This is a genomic window from Imperialibacter sp., from assembly GCF_040222815.1.
Taxonomy (GTDB): Bacteria; Bacteroidota; Bacteroidia; order Cytophagales; family Cyclobacteriaceae; genus Imperialibacter.
On the sequence record NZ_JAVKCH010000015.1, the window covers coordinates 192,299 to 214,955 of the forward strand.

Below are 22,657 nucleotides of genomic sequence, written 5' to 3' on the forward strand. Positions count from 1 at the left end.
AGATGCCTGCCTCCGCCCGGTTGGGGGAAAAGGCATGACGTTTCTTTTAAAGTTACACTCTAGAAATCGAGAGCGTCGAGGTGTTTGAAATGACCGTTCTGGCGAATGCGGTCTTTGGCCTGCTCCATTTGCTTAACGATGGGGATCGTTAGCTTCAGGTAGTTAATGAGGAACTCCTGCCGCTTCTTTTCGGAAGTAGTCTTCAGTAGCTCGTATTCTTGTTCTTTGCTCAGGCCTATCTTGTGAGCGATGGTGTAGGTCAGCATTTTCTGATCAAATTTCACGAGCCCCTCCATGCCCAGCCACTCAAACAGATCGTTGGCCAGCTTAAACAACTCTTCCTGTAAAACTACGTCACCATCGTGGTCGGTCTTTATCATTTCCACTGTGCCGCCGGAATACAGTTTGCCTGGCCATGGACTGACAAAATCGAGTACTTTGAAAATACCCATGCCAACGGTTCGAACGTCCATTCGGCCATCATCATAGGTTTTTTCAAGCTTCACAATTTTTACTTCGGTGCCATACTCGATCTTGCTGAGAACGTAAGACGGAACACCAAAGGTAGTGTTGGTATTGACACACTCCGTAATAAGCTGCCTGTACCTTGGCTCAAAAATGTGCAGGTTCAGCTCCTCGCCGGGATAGGCTACGAGGTTGAGAGGGAATAACGGAAGTTCCTTTTCAATCATCTCAATCAGTAGTATGCGTCAACATACGAAAGGGTTGACAAAATAAAAAACTCGACAACATAGGACGGTTTTTTATATAACAATTAGGAATGCGTTCTGTTCTCTGAATACAAATCATCCATGGGGCTCAGAAACAAAAAAATCAGGATCATCAACCTTAGATAATCCTGACATCTGTATAAATTTTATTGTCGGCTAACTCCTTAACCAATAACCCCACACCAGATCATTTCTTCAAGCTATCCACAATGGCATTCAGCGTAGCACTTGGACGCATAGCTGCAAATGTCAAAGCCTCATCTGGCTTGTAGTATCCGCCTATGTCAACAGGTGAACCCTGGGCTGCCAACAGTTCTTTGTTGATCTTGGCTTCGTTTTCGCTGAGGCTCTTATAAACACCCGCAAAAATCGATTTCAACTCTGCGTCCTTATCCTGAGCGGCCACAGCTTCTGCCCAGTACATGGCCAGGTAGAAATGGCTGCCACGGTTGTCAATCTCATTTACGTTACGAGAGGGCGACTTGTCTTCCTGCAAAAACTTGGAAGTGGCGGCATCTAAAGTGTCTGCCAAAACCTGCGCACGAGGGTTACTTGTGGCAATGCTCAAATGCTCCAATGAAGCCGCCAACGCAAGGAATTCGCCTAAAGAGTCCCAGCGCAGGTGACCTTCTTCGTTGAACTGCTGCACGTGCTTGGGCGCTGAGCCTCCGGCTCCTGTTTCGAACAGTCCACCACCATTCATCAACGGCACGATAGAAAGCATCTTCGCACTGGTGCCAACTTCCAAAATAGGGAACAAGTCGGTGAGGTAATCCCGTAATACATTTCCTGTCACAGAAATAGTATCAAGCCCTTTTCTGATGCGCTCCACAGTGAATTTAGTCGCTTCCACCGGTGACATGATTTGGATTTCAAGACCCTTTGTGTCATGGTCTTTGAGATAAGTATTTACTTTCTTGATCAGTTCGGCATCGTGAGCACGCTTTTTATCCAGCCAAAATACCGCTGGAGTAGCAGACAGCCTGGAACGAGTCACAGCCAGTTTCACCCAGTCCTGAATCGGAGCATCTTTTACCTGACACATTCTCCAGATATCGCCAGCTTCCACTGCATGTTCAATCAAGGTATTACCATCGGCACCAACCACCTTTACTTTTCCAGCCGACGGGATCAGGAAAGTCTTGTCGTGAGATCCATATTCTTCAGCCGCCTGAGCCATCAACCCAACGTTTGGCACACTGCCCATCGTAGTCGGATTGTATGCTCCATTCGTTTTACAGTCTTCAATTACAGCGTCATAAACACCTGCATATGACCTATCCGGAATCACAAACTTGGTATCTTTTGCTTTACCGTCTGGCCCCCACATCCGACCGGAAGTGCGAATGGCAGCTGGCATAGAGGCGTCGATAATAACATCACTTGGCACGTGCAGGTTGGTAATTCCCTTATCAGAGTTCACCATTGCCAAAGGGGGCTGCTTATCGTAGCATGCCTTTATATCTGCGTCAATTTCAGCCTTCTTATCGGCAGGAAGGGTTTGCAATTTCGCAAGCAAATCTCCCATTCCGTTATTAGGGTCTACGCCCAGGCCTTTAAAGGTGGCAGCATGCTTTTCAAACACAGGCTTGAAATACGCAAACACTGCATGACCAAAAATGATAGGGTCGGAAACCTTCATCATAGTTGCTTTCAAGTGTACTGAGAACAGCACTCCTTCGCTTTTAGCTTTAGCAACCTCATCCTCCAGAAAAGCACTGAGCTTTTTCGCACTCAATACAGAAGCATCGATTACTTCGCTTTTTTGCAGGGCCAATTTTCCCTTCAATACAGTTACGGTACCGTTAGCAGCTACATGCTCTATTTTTATGATGTCTGCTTTATCCATGGTCACTGATTTCTCAGTTCCGTAGAAATCGCCTTCTGTCATGGAAGCAACGTGCGATTTGGAGGTTGCTTCCCATTTACCCATCGAATGGGGGTTATTTCTGGCGTACTCTTTCACTGCCCGTGGCGCACGTCTGTCGGAGTTTCCTTCACGAAGCACAGGGTTGACCGCACTTCCCTTGATCTTATTATAACGCACATTAATGCTTTTCTCTTCAGCATTTTTGGGGTCTTCAGGATAGTCTGGCAGGTCATAGCCTTTGGCCTGTAGTTCCTTGATCGTGGCTACCAGCTGTGGAATGGAAGCACTTATATTCGGCAATTTGATAATGTTGCATTCCGGTGTTTTGGCAAGTTCACCAAGCTCTGCCAGATCATCATTGATCCGCTGCCCTTCGGTCAGTTTTTCCGGGAAGCTTGCAATAATCCTCCCCGAAAGAGAGATATCTCTCGTCTCCACTGCTACACCAGCTGGCGACGTAAATCCCTCAATGATTGGTAACAGTGAATGTGTAGCCAATGCAGGCGCCTCGTCTGTAATGGTGTAAATGATCTTGCCTTGTTTTGCCATTTGTTTCCTGAGTTTCAAAAGACCAGTTAGGTCTGCGATTTATGTAAATGATTGCTAGTTTTCTTGTTTATTGAAAAATCGGCCGAGTGAACATCGCCGAAACCCGAAGTATCCCGTTTTTCCCATAACTTTCAGTTCACTCACCATTTGAAAATTATTCCATTGAAAGCAAGAAGAAATCACCCTCCCTCCGGCGGCGCCAAATTACAGTAATTTTGCTATTTCTCACAGCCAAAGGGCGATAGTGTACCCAGCTCAATTACGAAAGGTATTTGATTTAACCATGCTATGTTGATCGACAGTGACTTTACCAGCCCCCGCCACCGCCGCCGCCACCGCCGCCGCCCGATGAGCCACCGCCCCCGCTGCCTGAACTACTACCAGGAGCAGTGGATGAGCTACTAATGTTGGAGGTCAAACTCGAGCTGATGCTGCTACTAAATGTGCCGCTACTGAAGTGTCTCATTGAGGCATTGTGATACCAAATTGGGTGATAATCCATGCCATCGTTCGATGTGGCTTTCAGGTAAGACTCAAAGTGCTCGCCCCACTCGCTTTCCACACCAAGAGCAATGGAAAAGGGAAGCAGTTTTTCAAAGAACTCCAACGCTGACCCTTTGCTTTGGAGCCGGTTGAATCTATCCTCTTCAGCAGTTTTCATGAAAAGGCGCAACCCTTCCAGCTGGTCCATCACTTTTCGGCCTTCGACTGTTGGAGCTTTGATGAGGTAGATGAACATGCTATTGGCAAGGATAAAGCCAACCACAATGAATAAGATGTACAAGTCCATCAGCGAAGCGTACACCAGATACATGTAACCTCCAAGAAGTGGAAACGTGATAATGAGCAGCGCAATGAAGACACCAAGCCCATATTTCCTTTCCAAATAAGTCATTAACCAGCTAATGGTACCTGCAACAAGACCAACAATGGGGAGATTGAGTATTGGCAAAATGAAAACAATAAACCCAGCCTCAAACTGTCCCCAGGGGACAAGTGCCAACATGCCAACAAAGGTAATCAGGAATGCAACAAACATGTAGCTTCTGTTCATTTTGAAGTAGATTCCATCGAGCTCTTTACGCAGGGCCTTTTCGTGGGCGCTCACGGCACTACCGATGGTACTATGATTCGCCTGTTCCAGCACAACTTCAGTCCGATAGCTGGAAAAAAGCTTATCAAAAAGCTTTCTCTGTGCCTCCGAAATCAACTTTAAGTCGGGATTCATCGCTTTTTTTAGCGTAAATTTCTTATCGCTATAGTCAATGGTAAGCAGTCCTTTCACACCCATGTCGACTATGTCTGCTGCCAGCGCCTTCTGCCCGTACGTCTCATGGTAAACAAAATAACAATCTGCCGGGGAGAAGTCCTTTGGTGGGTCAAACAATGGAATGATAGCGCCCTTCGGCGGATCAATCCCGACCTTGCGCCAGGCTCTGAACCAGTAGAGGAGCAAGAGAAGAAGAACGCCTCCGCTGATAGTGGTTGACCACTCAGCCATCCACATGTAAAACGCTTTCATCGGCCGCTCAGGCTCCGTAACGATTCCTTTCGGCCATGCGACAGCTATGGTTAAGTTTTCGTAGGCACTAAAAGGTCGGGTGGTGGTAAAAGTGATTTCTCCATCACCTTCGACAACTTCAAAGTCTTTGCCGTCGGCACCCTCCGTACCTGTATAGCCGCTATGTTGAACTATATCAGCGCCCTGGGGCAAGTGGATGGTGGCAGTAACTTTTTCTATGGGGAAAATCCAGCCCGTACCGTTTATATTATAGTACAGCTCGTCGTAGTCGTCGAAAAAGCCCAGCTGCTTTGCGGATCTGTATTTAATGGTGTAAGTGTATTCTCCAGGCTCAAGAAATACGTTTTCCTGACCTATATAAACAACTTCCCCATTTCTGTCCCTTTCAGTATGGTAAGGCTCTCTCACCCCGTCCTTCAGCACTTCCATTACTTCAAAGTCAATAGAAACAGAAAAGCCATCCTTGTCCGTGTATTCTGTCGGGTATGCCCGATAAATCCCTCTCCTTATATCATTGCCTTTGGCATAAACCTTGATCGTTTCCACCACATCGATGGAAGCATCCACGTTTATAGTAATATCACTTTCATAGGATATGATACGCTCTTGATTAGCAAAAATAGGGCTTTCCTGTGCGGCAAGAGCAAGCGAAATCACGCTCGCACAAAAAAATACAATTAGGTTTTTCATGGTTCAGAATTTTACTTCAGGGGCCTCCCGCTGGGCACTATCCATTTCAAAAAAGTCTTTTTTACTGAACGCAAATGAAGATGCAACAAGGTTGCTTGGGAAAGACTCGATAGCTATGTTGAGGTCACGCACTACGCCGTTGTAGTAGCGGCGTGAAAGCTGAATAGCGTTTTCGATTTCCGAAAGCTGCTTTTGAAGGTCTTGAAAATTAGCGTTGGCTTTCAGGTCAGGGTAGTTTTCGGACAATGCAATCAGACGTCCGAGAACAGCACTCAAACCCACTTCAGCATTTTCTTGATCCTTTACTGTATTAGCCGACACGCCCATGTTGCGCCATTTGATGACGTTTTCGAGCGTCTCCTTTTCATGACTGGCATAGCCCTTGACTGTATTGACAAGGGAGGGAATCAGGTCGTACCGCTTTTTGAGTTGCACATCGATGCCACTCCAGGCCTCCTCAGCCATGTTTTTGTTCTTAACAAGTCGGTTATAGACACTGATGGTGTAGAGAAAGAGGACAACAGCGGCCCCCATGATGATGTAAAAAATCATAGATCAGGATTGGTTTTTGATTCAATATACATCAAAGGGGAAAGAGAAAAAAGGCAGGGGCATCATCTATGATTAATGTCATTGAGGGAGGCTAGAGATTGATTACGTTCAACACCTAAAAACGAGGCTTCATCCCTTCTTTAGACGGGAATCTCTATTCCAGCTTCTAACATTCTCTCTCTGAAAGTTGAATATCTTAGAAGAGATATATCAAAGCCTTCCGCTCTGGTTAACGCCTTTTTGTCATTTGAAAAGAAGACAATATCAGAAAAGGCAAAGCTATCACTCGATTTGGCCTTTTGACATTGGATTATTGCATCAGCCTCGCCAGCATTCTCGTCATTGCTACCCACGAAAATCTCTATTTCCTTTTTACTCACTTTGATCGGACACAGCGTAACTACACTAAATTCCTTCATTATCCATTTTAGAACTCTGTTTCTTTTCTTATCCCTGCGCTTAATGAGAAACTCGTATCTAACTGTCGCTGGAATCCAAATAGCAGTGTAAGTAATTGCGAGAAATGAGATTACTTTCATGAAGCTGTCCTTTCTGCCAGCTTCAATAAGTAAAGAAAGATTTACTAAGACGTCATTATCAATTAACAGTATTGATCGATATCTACTTATTCCCATCGTCTGACGAAAGTCCGATAAAGAGAATAACCATTGCCAACAAGGCCAAAAGAACTGCAAAGTCATTCCCGCTTTCACTCTTTGCACCGTTTTTTGGCTCCAGTTGCCGAACAGTTTCCTGGACAATATCGGCAAATGCCTTGTTGGTTCCTCCCCCATAGGGCAGAACATTTATTTTCTTTTCAATATCCTTTGGCAGTACAACATTCGAAGGCAAAATGGCATGGATGTTTTTCGAGCGGCCTAGAAGATACCTTATCTCTTCTTCTGTCCCTTTGTCCAATCCAGTCTTGTCATGCATTAACAATAAAGCCGTGCTTGACTTGGACAGTTTCTTATATATTGCCTCCTGGTTTCTCCCCAGGTGTTTAGGGACAACATAAATAGTATTCTTACCCTGGCTTTGCGCCAATGCTTGAAGCCTGATAGCTAAGTCCGAAGACGAGTAGTCTCCTTCAGGGTATATTATTGATATCATACTATAAATCTAATGAAAATTAATAACTCTCCTCTTGCGTTGGGAAGTCGTTCTTTTTCACATCGTCAATGTAGTTTTCCACCGCAGAAGTCATCACACTGTCGAGGTCGGCATAGCGGCGCAAAAACCTTGGCTGGAATTCTTTGGTGATCCCCAGCATGTCGTGTACCACAAGCACCTGACCATCTACATCAGGCCCGGCACCAATGCCAATAATGGGTATGCTCACCGCTTCCGCCACCTTTTTGGCAAGCTTGGCTGGGATTTTTTCCAGCACGATGGCAAAGCAGCCTGTTTCTTCCAGCAGCTTGGCATCTTCAATGAGCTTTTGCGCTTCAGCTTCTTCCCTGGCCCGAACAGTATAAGTGCCAAACTTAAAAATAGACTGCGGTGTTAAACCCAGGTGCCCCATCACTGGCACGCCTGCGCTAAGCACTCTCACAATACTTTCCTTGATCTCGCTGCCACCTTCCATCTTCACACCATGTCCACCAGACTCCTTCATGATCCTGATAGCAGATCGCAGCGCTTCAGTGGAGTTGCCCTGATAGGAGCCAAATGGTATGTCGACAATGACCAGTGCCCGAACCACCGCCCGAACCACACTTGTGGCGTGGTAAATCATTTGATCCAGTGTAATGGGCAAAGTAGTATCGTTGCCCGCCATGACATTAGAAGCGGAGTCCCCAACAAGAATGACGTCAATGCCTGCACCGTCCAATATCTTGGCCATGGAATAATCGTAGGCGGTAAGCATGGCTATTTTCTCCCCCCTGTTCTTCATTTCCTGAAGCTGGTGGGTGGTTATCTTCTTGAGATTGGTAGAACGGGCTGATGGCATTTTACTGATTTTGGGTGAAAATTAAAGAAAAGCCTTATCGATAAGAAATTTGATTTCCTCTTAACAAAAGATAGCACAGAAATAGTTTAAAAAAACAAAAACCCCAACCAACCTGATAGTGCTCAGGAGGAAGGGGCTGTTACCTAAAACTGTTGTTGTGGCCTATTTAGCAATCATGACTTTTATCTGATAAGGTAAGATCTCGTCGGTTTCCGCTTTTACGAACTTACCCATATACATACCGTTTTTCAGATGGGAGACGTCGAAGATCCATTGGTGATCCCCCTTGTCAGCTTTCAAATATTGAGACTCAAAAACCTGCAACCCAGCCAGGTTAAAGATGACGAATTTCACGTCGCCAGCCTTTTTATTTGAAACTTCAAGGGTCAGCTCATTTTGCACCGGCATTGGGTAGGCTACAAGCCTTTCGACAACCAGCGGATCGTTTATCCCTGCCACCACTTCATCAATTCTCACCAGCACCGTTCCGTCTTCTGTAACAATGGCAGTTAAGGCCACTTGATCAGTTTCATTAACAAGGTCGATGACTGCCGAGCCGAAATCCATTGGCACGCCTGCTAATTCCACACTTAGCATGTACTGACCAACAACCAACCCGCTCATGGTGAAGAGGCCATTTTCATCAGTTTCTGCGTCTGTCACATAAGCCCCGGTTGCGGCATTCAGCAGGTTGACTGTCACACCAGCAAGTGGGTCTCCCTCATCCAGAATCCGGCCAATCTCAAGGCCACTTACCCGACTGTTGCCGCTGGTATTAACCAGCTTACCTCTCACGACACCCCGTCCTGTAGGTGCAGGTGCCACCTCGACCACTTCTATGTCAACATCACTCCGGGTAGCTGAAAGCGAAAGGGTAACAGCCTCCCTTACAAGGAGCGTATTTCCGAACCAGGTATTTCTCAGGTTAGGGAACCTTGCCCGGTCAGGCTTGGCAAAAATCAGGTAGTCGGCAGGCTCAAGATTGACGAAACTGAATGTATTGCGGTTTTCTGCCAGTATCAACTCATCAGTGCTCACAATGTCCCAGCCGCCAGCTGCATTGGCTTTGTAAAGAAGCACTTCAGCCACATTCACGTCGGAGCCACCCGGTGTAACCAGCAGCCCTGAAATACTCAGGCTGGTAACTTGTGCCTGAACAACAAACACTTGGTCGTTGGTATCGCTTACTGTACCATCAGCTATTCTCACCCTTACGAATCCGCTGGCTGTCGCTGCGTTAGGCACACTCCACTCGAAGGTGCCATTCAGGGCAGCCACCGTTCCTGAGGTCAGGGATTCATAAGTGGCTCCGCCGTCGGCTGAATATTCCACAACAAGTTCGGCACTTGGATCAACAGAAGTCGTCGTCCACGTAATTTGCTTCGCCACTCCACCTGTAAGGATCTCACCGCTTTCCGGAGAGGTAACGACAATGGATGGAGCTGGTACTACGCTAAATGTCGCCGAGGTTGCTGAAATGTCATTGTCGGCATTCACTAGCTTGAATTGGGCTTCCTGAGTAACAGCATTGTCGGCAGTAATCGTCATTTTACCGGCTAACTGCGAAGCAAGACCGCTTCCTTTTGAGCTAAATGTTTTGCCGCCATCCGCCGAGTAAAGCAGCTCCAGTTCATCCGAACCGAGCAGGTATTGTGCTGTCCAGGTCACGTCATATGATCCACCAATAAACAAGGTCTCGTCTTCAGTCGGACTTGTGATAGCCAGTACAGGTCTTGGCAAACTGGTGAAAACTTGGTCGGACACATCAATTACAGCCTCTCCGGTTTCTGTACTGATCCTGACAAGCGCCTCATCGCTGTATTCCTCAACCATCACCAGATCGTATACACCCGCCAGTTCTCCGATAGTGCCGACACCCAACTCCTGGTAGGTTGTTCCATTATCAAGAGAATACTCAAACAGCAGAGACGTGGTTGCCTCGAGCCCTTCTGTTGTAAACTCAATTTTTGCGGGCTTCCCAAAGCGAACTGTTTCTCCTCCGTTAGGGTAAACCACAGTAAGCAATGGCTTGATTCTTACCGTGAAGTCATCATCACTTTCATCAGACGCCTTATCGCCATCAACTGTCACCTTAATTTTGGCGGCAGTAGTAGGTTCGCCCTCGGGAGCCCAATCGAATGTACCTGAGAAGTCGCCCACAACACCTGTAGCAATTTCAGTGTAGCTGGCCCCGCCATCTGTAGAGTAGCCAATAGTCAATGGCGTAGCGTCGTCGAGGCCTGTCGATGTCCATGTGATAGGATATACATCACCCAAATTGACTACTTCCCCACCATTTGGTGCGGTCACCAAAACCGATTTCCTTATGAAGATTTGCGTACTCGGTGCGCTTGCCTCACCTGAAGACGTTACAGTAATTGCTCCCGTCGCAAACCCTGCCGGAACGGTGACGCCCAGCGAGGTAGTCGTTGCGGAGAATGGCACCGCAGAAACTCCTCCTCCAAAATTGACTGTGTTGTTGGCTGCGATTGAGCTAAAGCCCTTGCCGGTGATTGTCAAACTTTCCCCACCATAGCCAGCGTCAATTGACAGTCCGGCAGCATCAATCTGAGGAACAATAACGAACGAGGCAGTTGAGAAAGGCCCGGTCGTAGTTCCGTTGACGGTGACAGTCAATGCTCCGGTCATGGCACCTTCCGGTACTTGCACCGTCAAACCAGATGCTGTAGCGGCGCTTGCAGTAGCGGTTACCCCGCCGTTAAAATTCACCACATTCAGCGAAGCATCTGCTGCAACAAATCCGGCACCAGTTATCATCAAGGTAGAGCCTATCGCTCCTTTGGCTGGCGAGAACCCTCCCGAGGAAATGGAAGGGAGCACTACAAAACTATTGGCTGTCGCTGCCGAGGTGCCCGAAGGGGTAGTAACCGTAAGTGAACCAGTAGCGGCATTAGCAGGCACAGTTACCGATAGCGAGCTTGCAGATACTGAGAATGGCACGGCCGTGGCGCCGGCAAATGCTACCTGAGTGGCACCACTGAAATTAGTACCGTTGATCTGGATAGTGGCACCTGCAATAGCTGCAGCTGTGAAAGTGGTAATCTTCGGCACAATGCTGAAGTTCCCCACGGATTGTACGGTAATGCCTCCCAATCCCAGCGATATTTTTCCGGTCGAAGCTCCCGAAGGCACTATGGCACTGAGCTCGTTATCGCTGAAGACTGTGAAGGAGGCATTAGTATTGTTGAATTTTACAAAAGTTACTGTTGACAGATTGGCGCCAGAAATGGTCACAACATCACCAGAACCACCTAACGCAGGACTGAAGCTGGCAATCGACGGCTGGCCCTTTACTTCGATGGTACTGCTGCTTGTTCCTGAACCCGAAGGCGTCGTTACAACGATGTTGCCAATACCCACATTTCCTGCAACCGTCGTTACTTTGACGAAGTCAGAAGAGATCTGGTCAATCGTAGCAGCGGTGTTGTTGATTGTCACGCTTGTCGCTCCGGTAAATGTCTTGCCATTGATGGTAATCTGGCTGCCTACCACTGCCAGAGCAGGGAAGCTGATCACTTTTGGCGTCACATTAAATGTGCCTGCCGTAAACGACTGCCCAGCCTTTTTGATGACAACCTCTCCGGATGTTGCTGATGAGGGCACCGTTACGGTAATGCTGGTACCATCAGGGTCGACGGTGAATGAATTGGCAGATACTCCATTTACTTTTACCTCATTGGCACCATTCATGTTGACGCCGCTAATAGTGAACTGGGAGGCAACCGGCCCACTGGCTGGATTGATGTTCAAGCTTCCGGGAGAAGGTAATAAATTGAAGTTGGCACTGCTCACCACCTGTTGAGCAGAGGCCGTGTTGATCACTTTGATTGGGCCAGTGATTGTTCCAACAGGCACGGTCACTGTAAGACTATTGTTGTTGGCACTCGAAGCAATGGCCTGCACAAAACCAGATGCTCCAGTGAAGTAAACTTCATTCGTGCCGATGGTTGAACCAAAATGAGAGCCATTGATCGTCACGATGCTTCCTTCAAGTCCTGTATTCGTAAAGCTGAATATCTTAGGCACGACACTAAAGGCAACTGCATTGGACGTCACGCCGCCCCTCGTCACAGTCACATTTCCAGTCGCAGCGGCATTCGAAGGTACCGTTGCTTTGATGTTGTCATCATTGAGAATGTCAAAAGTAGCAGCAGCTCCGTTGACGGTTACCGTGGTTACGTCTGGCAGGCTAAAGTGGTCTCCGCTGATAGTGATCGTACCACCGGCAATTCTGGCTGCCGGATCGAGTTCAGTAATACTCGCTGCCGGGGAAACGATCAGGGCATGGGCACTTTCAGCCAAAATACTTCTGCGGGTAACGGCCACTTTTCCAACGCCCTGCGAGCCAGCAGGCACAATGAGCTGCAGCCTGTTGCCATTCACAAACACCGGCGTAACCGCCACGTCGTTCACCGTCACACTGCTGATACTGGCCAGGCTTTCGAAATGATTGCCCTCTATGTAGATAGTCTGCCCTTCTACCACCCTTTCGGTAGCTGGATTGATATTGCTAAAGTCCGATTTCAGGAAACCTGTTATCTGCTGCTCCACAATGAATTCGTCCATGGCGAAAATGGTGAGACCACCCCTGACAAGTTCGATGTTGTTAGCAGTGCCATCAGCGTAAGCTGCCGCTGCCATAGGAACTTTGGCCGTGATTGTATTGTCGTCGTTTACAGTGAAGTTGCCAACGCCTACTGAAGCTCCATTTATTTTAACAGAAGAAACGTCGGGTACAGTAAAGCCAGACCCTGTAATGGTGACGAAGGCGCCTGCCGGGGCACTTGCCTCCGAAATCTCAGTAATTGTCGCCTGTTCATCCAGTGTGAGCTGATTGGCGAGCGTCACCTCAATATTACCTTCGGCGCTTGTGACCGTCTTCAGTAGCTTTACATCGTAACTGGCAGCTGTCAGGGCCGGGCCGCTTTGGGCCGTTAACACCAGCTGCAGGGCGTTATCACTTAGTACCGTGCTTTGGACGGTTGTTTCATTCCCTCCATCGATGAGCACCACCGAGTTGACACCAGGTGTGCTAAAATTGCTACCGCTAAGCGTCAAAGTTTGCCCGATAACGTAGGTGGAAGCCGCAACATCTGTAGTTACCGACGGCTTCATGTAGAACTGAGCTGTGCCTGAGAAATCTACGTCCGATCCGTCAAACGCTGATACGGTCAGCCCTGCTCTCAAAATTCTGAGCGAAACTGTCCCTCCGATGATATTGGACGGAACCGTAAGGCTAATTTCAGTGCTGCTGTTAACCGTTGAGCTTACCAGCACATCATTGAGATAAACCTGGGGTGTGTTGTCGAAATTAGAGCCTGTAATAGTCAGCGTCTCAGCTTTTCCCTTTCTGTCGCTGTCAAATGAGGCGATGGTGTGTGGCGCCAGCACTGTGATATTTCCGGCAGACACCTGTTCGCCCAACCTGGTAAGGACTATTTCATGGCTGCCTGGCGTGGTGTTAGTCGGCACTGTAAAAGTAAGACTATTGGCGCTGATGGACGACACTGACACACTTGTGCCGCCAAGAGTCACGGTGGCGGATGGTGTGGTAAAAAACGTGCCATTAACTGTCACTGAAGCCCCTGCAGTGACCGTTGACGCCGACAAGCTGCCAAAAGTATGCTTCACAGTAAATGTGCCCAGCGACTGAGTGAGGCCTGCTCTCGTAATCTGCACATTACCCTGCGTATTGAAATTGGAAATATTGGGCACTGTAACCGTTATTTCGGTGGCGCTATTGACTGTAAAAGAACTTACTGAAGTATTGTTGATGGTGACAGAAGACACCGCCGGACTGGTGAAGTTCTGGCCGGTCAGTGTAACCGTTCCCCCGATGGTCTGGATAGTCGGGCTGAATGAACTAAGGACTGCTCTTGGCACTATTGTGATGTCGGTTGTGCTTTCCACCGTGCCCACAGGACTCGGCTTGATGACTTCCACCTTGCCAGTCCCCACGGCGTTGGGGATGGTCACGCTTAGTGAACCATCGCCTGCAATGGAGAAGGTCGCATTCACGCCATTCACCTTGACCTGGCTGACAGAAGGATAGTAGAAGTTGTTTCCTGAAACGGTGATCTGCTGATCCACCACGTAATTCTGGGTATTAAAGGTGGTGGAAATACCATGGCGGACGTAGAAATCGGAAGTACTCTGGATTATTAGTCCGGCACGTGTGATGGCCACCTTGCCCTGGCCTGCGAAGTTCATACCGTTGGGCACTTTCACGACAAGTTGCGTAGCCGTGGTCGACTGGATGGCAGCTGACACGCCATTGAGCGTGACGGCTGTAACTGCTGGCGACGTAAAATTAGTCCCAGTGATCGTCACATCCTGGCCCAACCCAGCTACCTGAGTGAAATTGGTGATCGTGTGCGGTGCAACAACTGTCAGCTCTGCATCGCTCTCATCGCTCAGACCATTTTTAGTCACAGTAACTTTATAGTTACCTGGAGTCATGGCAGGCACTGCAATCGACACGCCGTAGTAGTGGTTATTGCTTATGATGGTGGCAACGGTGTTACCGACCTTTACCTGTGAAACAGCATTAAGGAAAGTACCGCCAACGTTGAGCGTGGCTCCCGAAGCAAGTGTCGAAGCGGAAAGGCTGGTGATGTCAGGGGCGATTTCAAAATTATTGGTGGACGTGACCGTTTCGCCAGCCCTGGTGATGCTGATGACACCATTGCTAAAAATCGAAGGTACTGTTGCTTTGATTTCAGTATCAGAAATGACACTAAATGTGGCGTTAGTGCCGCTGAACCTGACAGCGGAAACAGCCGGACTACTAAAATGCTCGCCGGTAATCGTCACCTCTGTTTTTGTGACCTGGCCACTTGCTGGCGCAAATGACGAAATGATGGCGTGAGGTACAACAATAAAGTCGCTGGCACTCTCGGCAGTCTCCAGGATGGACTGGTTACTCACCCTAAGTTTTCCAGTTACCGCACCAGAAGGAACAATCACATTCAGGAATGTGCTATTGCCACTTGAAATGGTAGCTGTCTTGTTGTTGTAGAAAGTAACAAGGTTGTTGGAAGCGGTCGGATTAAAGCCTGTGCCGGAAATGGAGACACTTGCTCCTTCCACGGCTCCGGTGGCCAGGGTAAATGAGGTGATCTTTGGCAACACCGTAAACTGCTGCGGGCCTTCCACCGTAACTCCGCCTTTTGTTATTTCAACTTTCCCGGCTCCATACATCCAGGTTGGGACAGTAAACTGGATAGTGTTGTTGTCAACTACACTGAACGTGACGCTGTTCCCATTGACCACCAAATTGCTCGGTGCCGGGCTCTGGAAATTCTGCCCTGTGATGGTCACCACCTGACCGGAAGTGGCTTTCAAAGGAGAGAAGCTCGTAAACACCGGCGCTGCCACCACATCGAAGCTGGCGGAAGACACACCTTGCTGAGATACATCGTTATTAACGACAGTCACTGAACCATCAATAGCGCCCTGCGGCACGATGACAGTGACAGAGGAGCTGTTTTGTGAAACAATAGCTGCCGGCTTATTCTGATTGAAATATACCGTGTTATCAACACTACTGAAGTACGAGCCATAGATTGTGACCTGTGCACCCGGCGCCGCCTGAAGTGTGCTCAAAGAGGTAATGGCTGGAATGACTGTCAGGTCTTCAGCACTTTCGACCTCCACACCACCTTTGGTCACGCTCACTTTTCCGGTACCAGCAATGGAAGACGGCGAAATATGCACGGTGATCTGTTGATCAGAGTCTATTGTGAAATACGGTGTTCCGAAGTAGTAATACTGGTAGGTAATGCTCTCTCCGTTGATTTTTACCGAGCTGGCTCCCGTAAAATTGTCTCCGGTGATGACCAGCGATTGGCCTTTGGTAATTTTAGTGGCAGACAAGGAAGTGATCTTGTGTTGCTCCACCGTCAGGTCACCCGATGCCTCGAAGAATCCATTGTTGGTGCTCACAGTCACCTTGCCAGTGCTGGCTCCCTGAGGCACGGTTACATTGATTTGGGTATTTGAAACGACGGACGCTGTCGCAGCCAAGCCATTGATAAACACCTGGGTGTTGTTGTTAAGAAACGATGTATTGACACCTGAAATGGTGACTGTTTCAAAGATTCCCGCCGTCTTCGGTGTGAAATCAATCGACTGGATTTTAAATGCCTGTGCGGATGTATAAACGGTTCCGTCTACATCCACCTCTACTGCACCAGTAGCTTCTACACCTGATGGCACCACTACTGAAAGCAAATCATCACTTTCCACCACCACTGAGGCTGCTGCCACCGATCCTAAAATGCCATTAGTAAATGTTACCGAAACAGATGTGGCCGCCTCGAAATTAATACCACTACCGTTGATAAAGATGGTGTTGCCCACCTGGCCCTGGCTTGGGGTAAGTGTAACGCCCGACAACACTAGCTGGTCAGGAGAAATAGCCGTTCCCTTACCAGAAACGTTTACTTTGATGAAGCCAGAAACCGCTCCTTGAGGCACTTCCACCACCAGCTGAGTAGCCGAGGCCGATGTTGGGTAGGCTGTTATATCTGGGAAACCAGGGAAAATAATCTGATTGTGATTGGCAATAGACGAAAAGCCGCTGCCATCAATTTGAAGGTCGGCACCGATGTTAATCAGGGTGAGTGAAGCAATGGAAGGCGCAGGAAGAATGGATACTTCTGCACTGGCGATTGTCGCAACGCCGGACTGATCCACAAGGCGGATAATGGCGTCGGTTTGTGAGGCAACTTCGGGAACCAGCCAATCAAACTCTGTGAAAGATGCAGACAGGTCGTCTTCTATCAGGAACCAGTTGGCACCAGCATCCAGTGAGTACTCAACGCTGAGCAGATCGACCAGCGTACTTCCCCACCTGATGGTGGTGACGCTGTTTGAGATCAGCTCTACAGCATCCGCCGGAGCAAAAAGCACCAGTGAAGGCCCGGAGGTTGCCGCTCTGCCCTGCACGTTCACATCAATGTCGATGTTCGACAGATTGGAATCGACAAATCGGTTTCTCAAAACGCCCTGCGAAAGCGCACCGTTATTGGTGGCTGGCGCAAACTTGACATACACAGGAATACTCCTGATACCTGCGTGAGGTGCTATCACCAAACTGTTTGCAAAGCCGGATTCGTCACTCAGCGAAATCTCAAAATCGTCTGGGTTTGTTGAAGTGACAGTTACACCAACGTTGGTCACGTTCAGCAGATAAGACAACACCGTTGTGCTTCCAGCCTGCCTGATGCCAAAGTCCACAAGGCTGACAGGGTCGTATCCTTCATCAGTAGCCACCACAGGGTACACTACATCAAATGTTTCTGTTTCGATAGTTTGCCCTCCACCAACGATTCTGAATTTGGCATTTTCACCCACAAAATCAGGTGTGTAACTGTAGGTAACATTGTAGTCCGAAGAAATATCTATAGCGTCTTCGATGAGCACCTGCGACTGCCCCGGAACTATATAGTAAATGTCAAAAGAGCTCAGCCCGTCATTTGTAAAAGTAATATCAACCGGCAGGTCGTACACAAGCACATTCTCACCTTCCTGAGGGTAGCTCACAGCCAGGTTGTAAATGGCGGGGCTGGCAATGTAAAATATGTCGGAAGCGCCCAGAACGGTTGTTCCGTATTTCGCTCTTATCATGCACGACTCAGAAACAAACGAGGCATTGGTCGGCACAAAATCAAAGAAATATGACCCGGCAATATTGTCCAGGGTATTCAGTGCGCCAGTTTGGATAGTATAGGGGAAGCTTACACCGCCATTGGTCGATAGCTCAAAAGTGAGGACATCAGTATCTGCTATTTCCGAAGGCAAAAACTCGACAGCGACCGACCCACCGAGGTACACCACATCGCCTGACGGACTGGAAAATTCGACCGCCCGAACAGGAATGGGAACAATGCTGAAAAAGCTGTCGCTTTCGTCGGAGTCTGCGGTTGTCGTGTTGGTGATTTTCACCTTTACTTCTGAGCTCACATCGTCGGGTACTGTCCACACATATGAATCACCGGGAACAGCCGAGTACACTCCAGAAAAAATGGTTTGATCGCCAGCTCCTGCATTGTAGCTCAGCTCAATATTGTCGGAGCTATTCCAGGCGTCAGAAAGCGCCCAGGTAATGCTTACCTCATCGCCGACGAAAAAGCTTTCGCCTCCGTTCGGATACGAAAGTGCCACTGGCTCGCAGTTAGTACAAACAACAAACGAGTTGCTGATGTCTTCTTTATTGCGGGAGTTGTTCCAAACTCTCACTTGAACGTTTGCGTCTACTCCAGTGCCAGGATTTGGAATGGTCCATGCCCGTGTCATGACGTTGCCAACGGGGTTGAATGAAGTCCCTGACCCTTGAGCAACAGATAACCAACTCCCTCCATTGATTCTGTAGTAGATATAGAAATAGTCAGAAGTTTTGTGATCCCCATTTTCCCAAACAATACTAAAGGGGCTCCCTACAGCTTTGTACTCTCCGCCTAGAGGGGAGGTAATACTTACAGAAGATTCGTAATACAGCCTGAATGGACTGCTGATATCCTCAACATTGCGGGAGTTGTTCCACACCCTCACCTCTATGTCGCTGTCCAGGTTGGTTCCCAAATCCGGCAGTGTCCAGTTGTAGCTCATTTGGTTGCCCACAGGACTGAATGACGTGCCACTGCCTTGCGTAATGGCATACCAGCTGCCTCCGTTTACCCGGTACTGCAGGTAGAAGTAGTCACTTGTTTTATGGTCGCCGTTTGTCCACTCTACCAGCTGGGTTTGTCCGAATTTCATTTCTTCAGTGCCGGTTGGCATATCGACAGCCAACGAAGATTCGAAGTAGAGCCTGAACGAGCTACTGATATCCTCGACATTGCGGGAGTTGTTCCATACCCTCACCTCTATGTCGCTGTCCAGATTGGTTCCCAAATCGGGCAATGTCCAATTGTAGCTCATTTGATTGCCCACAGGGCTGAAGGACGTGCCACTGCCTTGTGTGATGGCATACCAGCTGCCTCCGTTTACCCGGTACTGCAGGTAGAAATAGTCGCTCGTTTTATGATCCCCGTTCGTCCACTCTACCAGCTGGGTTTGCCCGAATTTCTTTTCCTCAGCGCCGGTTGGTGTATCAATAGCTAAGGAAGATTCGTAGTAAAGCCTGAATGAGCTACTGATATCCTCAACATTGCGGGAGTTGTTCCACACCCTCACCTCTATGTCGCTGTCCAGATTGGTTCCCAAATCCGGCAGTGTCCAGTTGTAGCTCATTTGGTTACCCACAGGGCTGAAGGACGTGCCACTGCCTTGCGTAATGGCATACCAGCTGCCTCCGTTTACCCGGTACTGCAGGTAGAAGTAGTCACTGGTTTTATGGTCGCCGTTCGTCCACTCTACCAGCTGGGTTTGTCCAAATTTTTTCTCTTCAGCGCCGGTCGGAGTATCGACAACCAGCGAAGATTCAAAGTAAAGCCGAAAAGCCGCGCCGTAACCATAGTATCCCTGACTATTGTTCCACACCCTCACTTCTATGTCGCTGTCCAAATTGGTTCCCAAATCGGGCAGCGTCCAATTGTAGCTCATCTGATTACCCGAAGGATTGAATGAGGTTCCACTTCCTTGCGCAATAGCATACCAGCTGCCTCCATCCACACGATAGTGAAGATAGAAGTAGTTGGAATTGAGATAGGTAGCGTTATTCTGCCATGAGACCGTTAGTGTTTCGCCGAACTTCTTTTCTTCAGTGCCAATGGGGCTTAAAATGGTGATATCGCCCTGTGGAGAAATAGTAAATTCATCGGATAGGTCGAACACGCCCGCATCCTGGTCGGCCTCCACTCTAATCTGGGCAGTTGACACAGCCGAACCGGTAACCGTCCACTCATAACTGTTTTCTCCGTCAGGAGAATCCACGTTCTCGGCTATCACCACATCACCCGAACCGGTATTGTAGTAAAGGTTAACCCCACCTGCACTACTGGAGGCGGCGTCGACGTTGGTACTTTCCCAGGTGATGAATTGGCTGGTGCCTATTTCCCAATTGGAGGCTGATGTTGGTGAGGTGACGACAACCTCCGGATCGGAAGAACCACCGCCATCAAAAAACCTGCTCCCATCAGGCTGATATTTGTAGTCGAATGTAAAAGAAGTGCCAAATCCGCCATCAGGAAGACCTGTGATCTCCATTACCGCATAATGGCCTTCACGTGTATATACGCCCCAGAGCTGTCCTACCGAAATTGGGGCTCCCTGTGTTCCGTCAGGCCAATCCCATGACACAGTCACCCAGGGTGAAGCATCGGTTCTTTCAGCCACTTCTGTGACGGATTCGATATCTCCAGTGCCTATTAGCAAAAACCGTCTGCCAGTGGAGTTAAGCGAAGTGCTTCCCTCGTTACCAAGGTTCACTCCTTCATTGCTCACAAAAACAAAGTCAACGAGGTAATCGGCATCGTCCTCTTTGCCTGCAGTTTCTTCTCTTGAAAAATCAAATCCGCTGTTGAAAGAACTTGTAGCTGAGCCTGTAACTATGCCCTCTCCTGTGAACAGGACGACTGTAGAATTGTGAGCATTTAAGTCAGGCGAGGAAAAGTTCTCGGCACGTAACGCCCAGGCAGTCATTGATGAAAAAAACAGGGCGGCAATAATAAAAATCTTGATAACAGCTTTCATTTCAACAGGTCTTTCGGTCTAATTGGATTTTAACATCCTAAAATTAGACCAGGCCAAGACCGTCCGAAATACCGTCTTCGGGGTATATTACACTAACCTTTTCCCGAAAAAGAAGTCCGTTCAACTGGCAGGCTGTTTTACAAAATATTTGATTAGTACTATTCTAAAAGGAAAAAAACCAATAAAAGCCTATCTTACCGGAGCCAACAACTTATACCGTAAATCTTCATGCGACCGAAATTGTGTCTTGCCGCATTGATGCTTTTTTTCTCCCTAAGCTCAAGCAGCCAACCCGCCTACATTGACAGTCTTGAAAATGTACTGAAAACCGATATTCCGGACACCAGCCGGATCAACATCCTCAACGAGCTGGCCGAAAAATACCGCTACTCCAATCCGGAAAAGATCTACCAGTACAGTCATTCGGCCAGGGCAAAAGCACTGACCATAGCGTTCGCAGCAGGCCTCACCAGATCCATGTATAATCTGGCTATTTATTACGAGACCTACCGAAACGAAGACTCACTTCAATATTATTTCGAAAAATCCCTGCACCTCTCTGATTCGCTCGGCGACAAAAAATACCACACCCTCACCATGAACAGCAGGGGCCTTTATCTGATATCGAAAAGAAGGTTTGAGGAGGCAGTCAACATATTTTATGACGTGCTGAGAAGCCACGAAGAAGCTGGAAACCCTTATGGAGAAATGGCTGCTCTCAATAATATTGGTCTTGTATTTATGGAACTGCATCAGTATGCAAAGGCTATCTCCAACTTCAAGAAGGCATTGCCAAAAATTCCTGAGCCGCATCCGGTGGTGCTCAATAACATCGGCTCTTGTTATGGTAGCCTGTCTCGGTACGACTCAGCCGAATACTTTGTCACGTGGGGTATAGAACGGGCCAGAGCAACCAACAACTTGCATGCAGAAGCTAACGGTCTGCATATTCTGGGAACGGTTTACGAGTCAGCGGATGACTACGATAGGGCGCTGGAGACGTTCTTGACGGCAGAAAAAATACGTGAGAAAGTACCCGGCACCGCCATGCAAATAGCCGACCTGACCAATATTTCCAACATTTACGCCAAGCTCAAAAACCCATCGAAAGGTATTGAATATGGCAATAGAGCCCTGAAGCTGGCAGAGGATGATCAGGTAGACTACAAGGTTGAAAATGTGTATGAAGCGCTGGCGCTGAATTATGTGGCCGCCGGAAACTTTCAGCAAGCGACAGAATTATACAGGAAGTGGGGTGTTGAAAAAGACTCTTCATATGCGAAAGCACAGTCGGAAGCGCTAGCGGAAATGCAAACAAAATATGAAACCGAAAAGAAGGAGCAGGAAATACAGATCAGAGATTTGCAGCTTGCCGAGCAGGCTTTGCTTATCCAACAAAAGAATCTCCAGCTTTACGCATTCATTGGTGGAGTGGTCGTTTTGCTTATCCTTTTGTACCTGGGCTACAACAGACTGAAGCTCCAGCGAAGGGTGCAGCAACTGGAGCTGGTTCAAAAAATACAGTCAGAACGAGAACGCATTTCAAGCGATCTCCACGACCACGTAGGCGCTCAGCTGACAAGTATTCTCTCTGGCCTGCAGATTACGGATCAAATTGAGGGTTTCAAAAAAGATGAAGAAGTGCAAAAAATAGTAAGTAGTCTGAAGGCAGATGCTCAGGACACGCTCACAAGCCTTCGGGACAGCATCTGGAGCCTGCATCAGAGTGAAATAACCCTGGCAGATTTCGTCGACCACATAGAGAGGTATCTTTCCAGCACCCTTAAGTACAGGCCGGATCTTTCGTTTGAAATTATCAACCACATCGCCTATCCCTACAAGCTCGCCCCAAGGGAAGCGCTCAACATTACACGGGTAGTGCAGGAAAGTATTCAAAACATTACCAAACACTCTCAGGCTCGTCGCATCATCTTGGACTTGTCCTTGAAGGATTCCCTGGTGATAAAAATTTCCGACGACGGAGTGGGATTCGATACCGAAGCCATGGCTAAAGGCGAGCACTATGGCATTGAAAATATGAAACGACGTATGGAGGAAATTGGAGGGGGCTTTAGTATCTCATCCGTAAAAGATCAGGGTTCCACAATTAGCCTCACAGTCTGATTTACCCC

At 48.2% G+C, this 22,657-nt stretch carries 9 protein-coding genes; 1 reads left to right on the top strand and 8 read right to left on the bottom strand.

The window, feature by feature from the left end; genetic code table 11:
• Window positions 1–59 precede the first annotated feature (59 nt).
• From RIF36_RS05385 to RIF36_RS05420, 8 genes are all read right to left on the bottom strand, one after another.
• Window positions 60–692 (bottom strand): LON peptidase substrate-binding domain-containing protein, encoded by a 633-nt coding sequence (locus RIF36_RS05385; protein ID WP_350094474.1) that lies wholly within the window; start codon window positions 690–692, stop codon window positions 60–62.
• Between the two features lie 226 nt (window positions 693–918).
• Entirely contained in the window at window positions 919–3,150 is a 2,232-nt protein-coding gene (locus RIF36_RS05390; RefSeq protein ID WP_350126027.1) for an NADP-dependent isocitrate dehydrogenase, read from the bottom strand.
• A gap of 307 nt (window positions 3,151–3,457) precedes the next feature.
• Window positions 3,458–5,362, bottom strand: coding sequence for a DUF2207 domain-containing protein (locus tag RIF36_RS05395; RefSeq protein WP_350126030.1), 1,905 nt, complete (start codon window positions 5,360–5,362; stop codon window positions 3,458–3,460).
• Window positions 5,363–5,365: 3 nt separating this feature from the next.
• Window positions 5,366–5,914 carry a LemA family protein gene (locus RIF36_RS05400; protein ID WP_350078216.1) on the bottom strand — a complete coding sequence of 183 codons (549 nt, stop codon included), beginning with the start codon at window positions 5,912–5,914 and terminating at the stop codon, window positions 5,366–5,368.
• Window positions 5,915–6,054: 140 nt separating this feature from the next.
• On the bottom strand, window positions 6,055–6,453 hold the full coding sequence (locus tag RIF36_RS05405) for a hypothetical protein (protein WP_350078218.1): 399 nt from the start codon (window positions 6,451–6,453) through the stop codon (window positions 6,055–6,057).
• An 82-nt stretch (window positions 6,454–6,535) separates the two neighbouring features.
• Window positions 6,536–7,027 (bottom strand): hypothetical protein, encoded by a 492-nt coding sequence (locus tag RIF36_RS05410; protein WP_350078219.1) that lies wholly within the window; start codon window positions 7,025–7,027, stop codon window positions 6,536–6,538.
• Window positions 7,028–7,046: 19 nt separating this feature from the next.
• Window positions 7,047–7,868, bottom strand: a complete 822-nt coding sequence (gene panB / locus RIF36_RS05415) for a 3-methyl-2-oxobutanoate hydroxymethyltransferase (RefSeq protein WP_350078221.1) — start codon at window positions 7,866–7,868, stop codon at window positions 7,047–7,049.
• 162 nt (window positions 7,869–8,030) lie between these two features.
• Window positions 8,031–20,525, bottom strand: coding sequence for an IPT/TIG domain-containing protein (locus tag RIF36_RS05420; protein ID WP_350149319.1), 12,495 nt, complete (start codon window positions 20,523–20,525; stop codon window positions 8,031–8,033).
• A 228-nt stretch (window positions 20,526–20,753) separates the two neighbouring features.
• Here RIF36_RS05420 and RIF36_RS05425 point away from each other — a divergent pair, with 228 nt between their 5' ends.
• Window positions 20,754–22,649, top strand: coding sequence for an ATP-binding protein (locus RIF36_RS05425; protein WP_350126039.1), 1,896 nt, complete (start codon window positions 20,754–20,756; stop codon window positions 22,647–22,649).
• The last annotated feature ends 8 nt before the right edge of the window (window positions 22,650–22,657 follow it).

Coding starts and splice junctions, on each gene's coding strand:
- RIF36_RS05385 (WP_350094474.1), bottom strand. CDS start 692: ATGATTGAAAAGGAACTTCCGTTATTCCCTCTCAACCTCGTAGCCTAT.
- RIF36_RS05390 (WP_350126027.1), bottom strand. CDS start 3,150: ATGGCAAAACAAGGCAAGATCATTTACACCATTACAGACGAGGCGCCT.
- RIF36_RS05395 (WP_350126030.1), bottom strand. CDS start 5,362: ATGAAAAACCTAATTGTATTTTTTTGTGCGAGCGTGATTTCGCTTGCT.
- RIF36_RS05400 (WP_350078216.1), bottom strand. CDS start 5,914: ATGATTTTTTACATCATCATGGGGGCCGCTGTTGTCCTCTTTCTCTAC.
- RIF36_RS05405 (WP_350078218.1), bottom strand. CDS start 6,453: ATGAAAGTAATCTCATTTCTCGCAATTACTTACACTGCTATTTGGATT.
- RIF36_RS05410 (WP_350078219.1), bottom strand. CDS start 7,027: ATGATATCAATAATATACCCTGAAGGAGACTACTCGTCTTCGGACTTA.
- panB (WP_350078221.1), bottom strand. CDS start 7,868: ATGCCATCAGCCCGTTCTACCAATCTCAAGAAGATAACCACCCACCAG.
- RIF36_RS05420 (WP_350149319.1), bottom strand. CDS start 20,525: ATGAAAGCTGTTATCAAGATTTTTATTATTGCCGCCCTGTTTTTTTCA.
- RIF36_RS05425 (WP_350126039.1), top strand. CDS start 20,754: ATGCGACCGAAATTGTGTCTTGCCGCATTGATGCTTTTTTTCTCCCTA.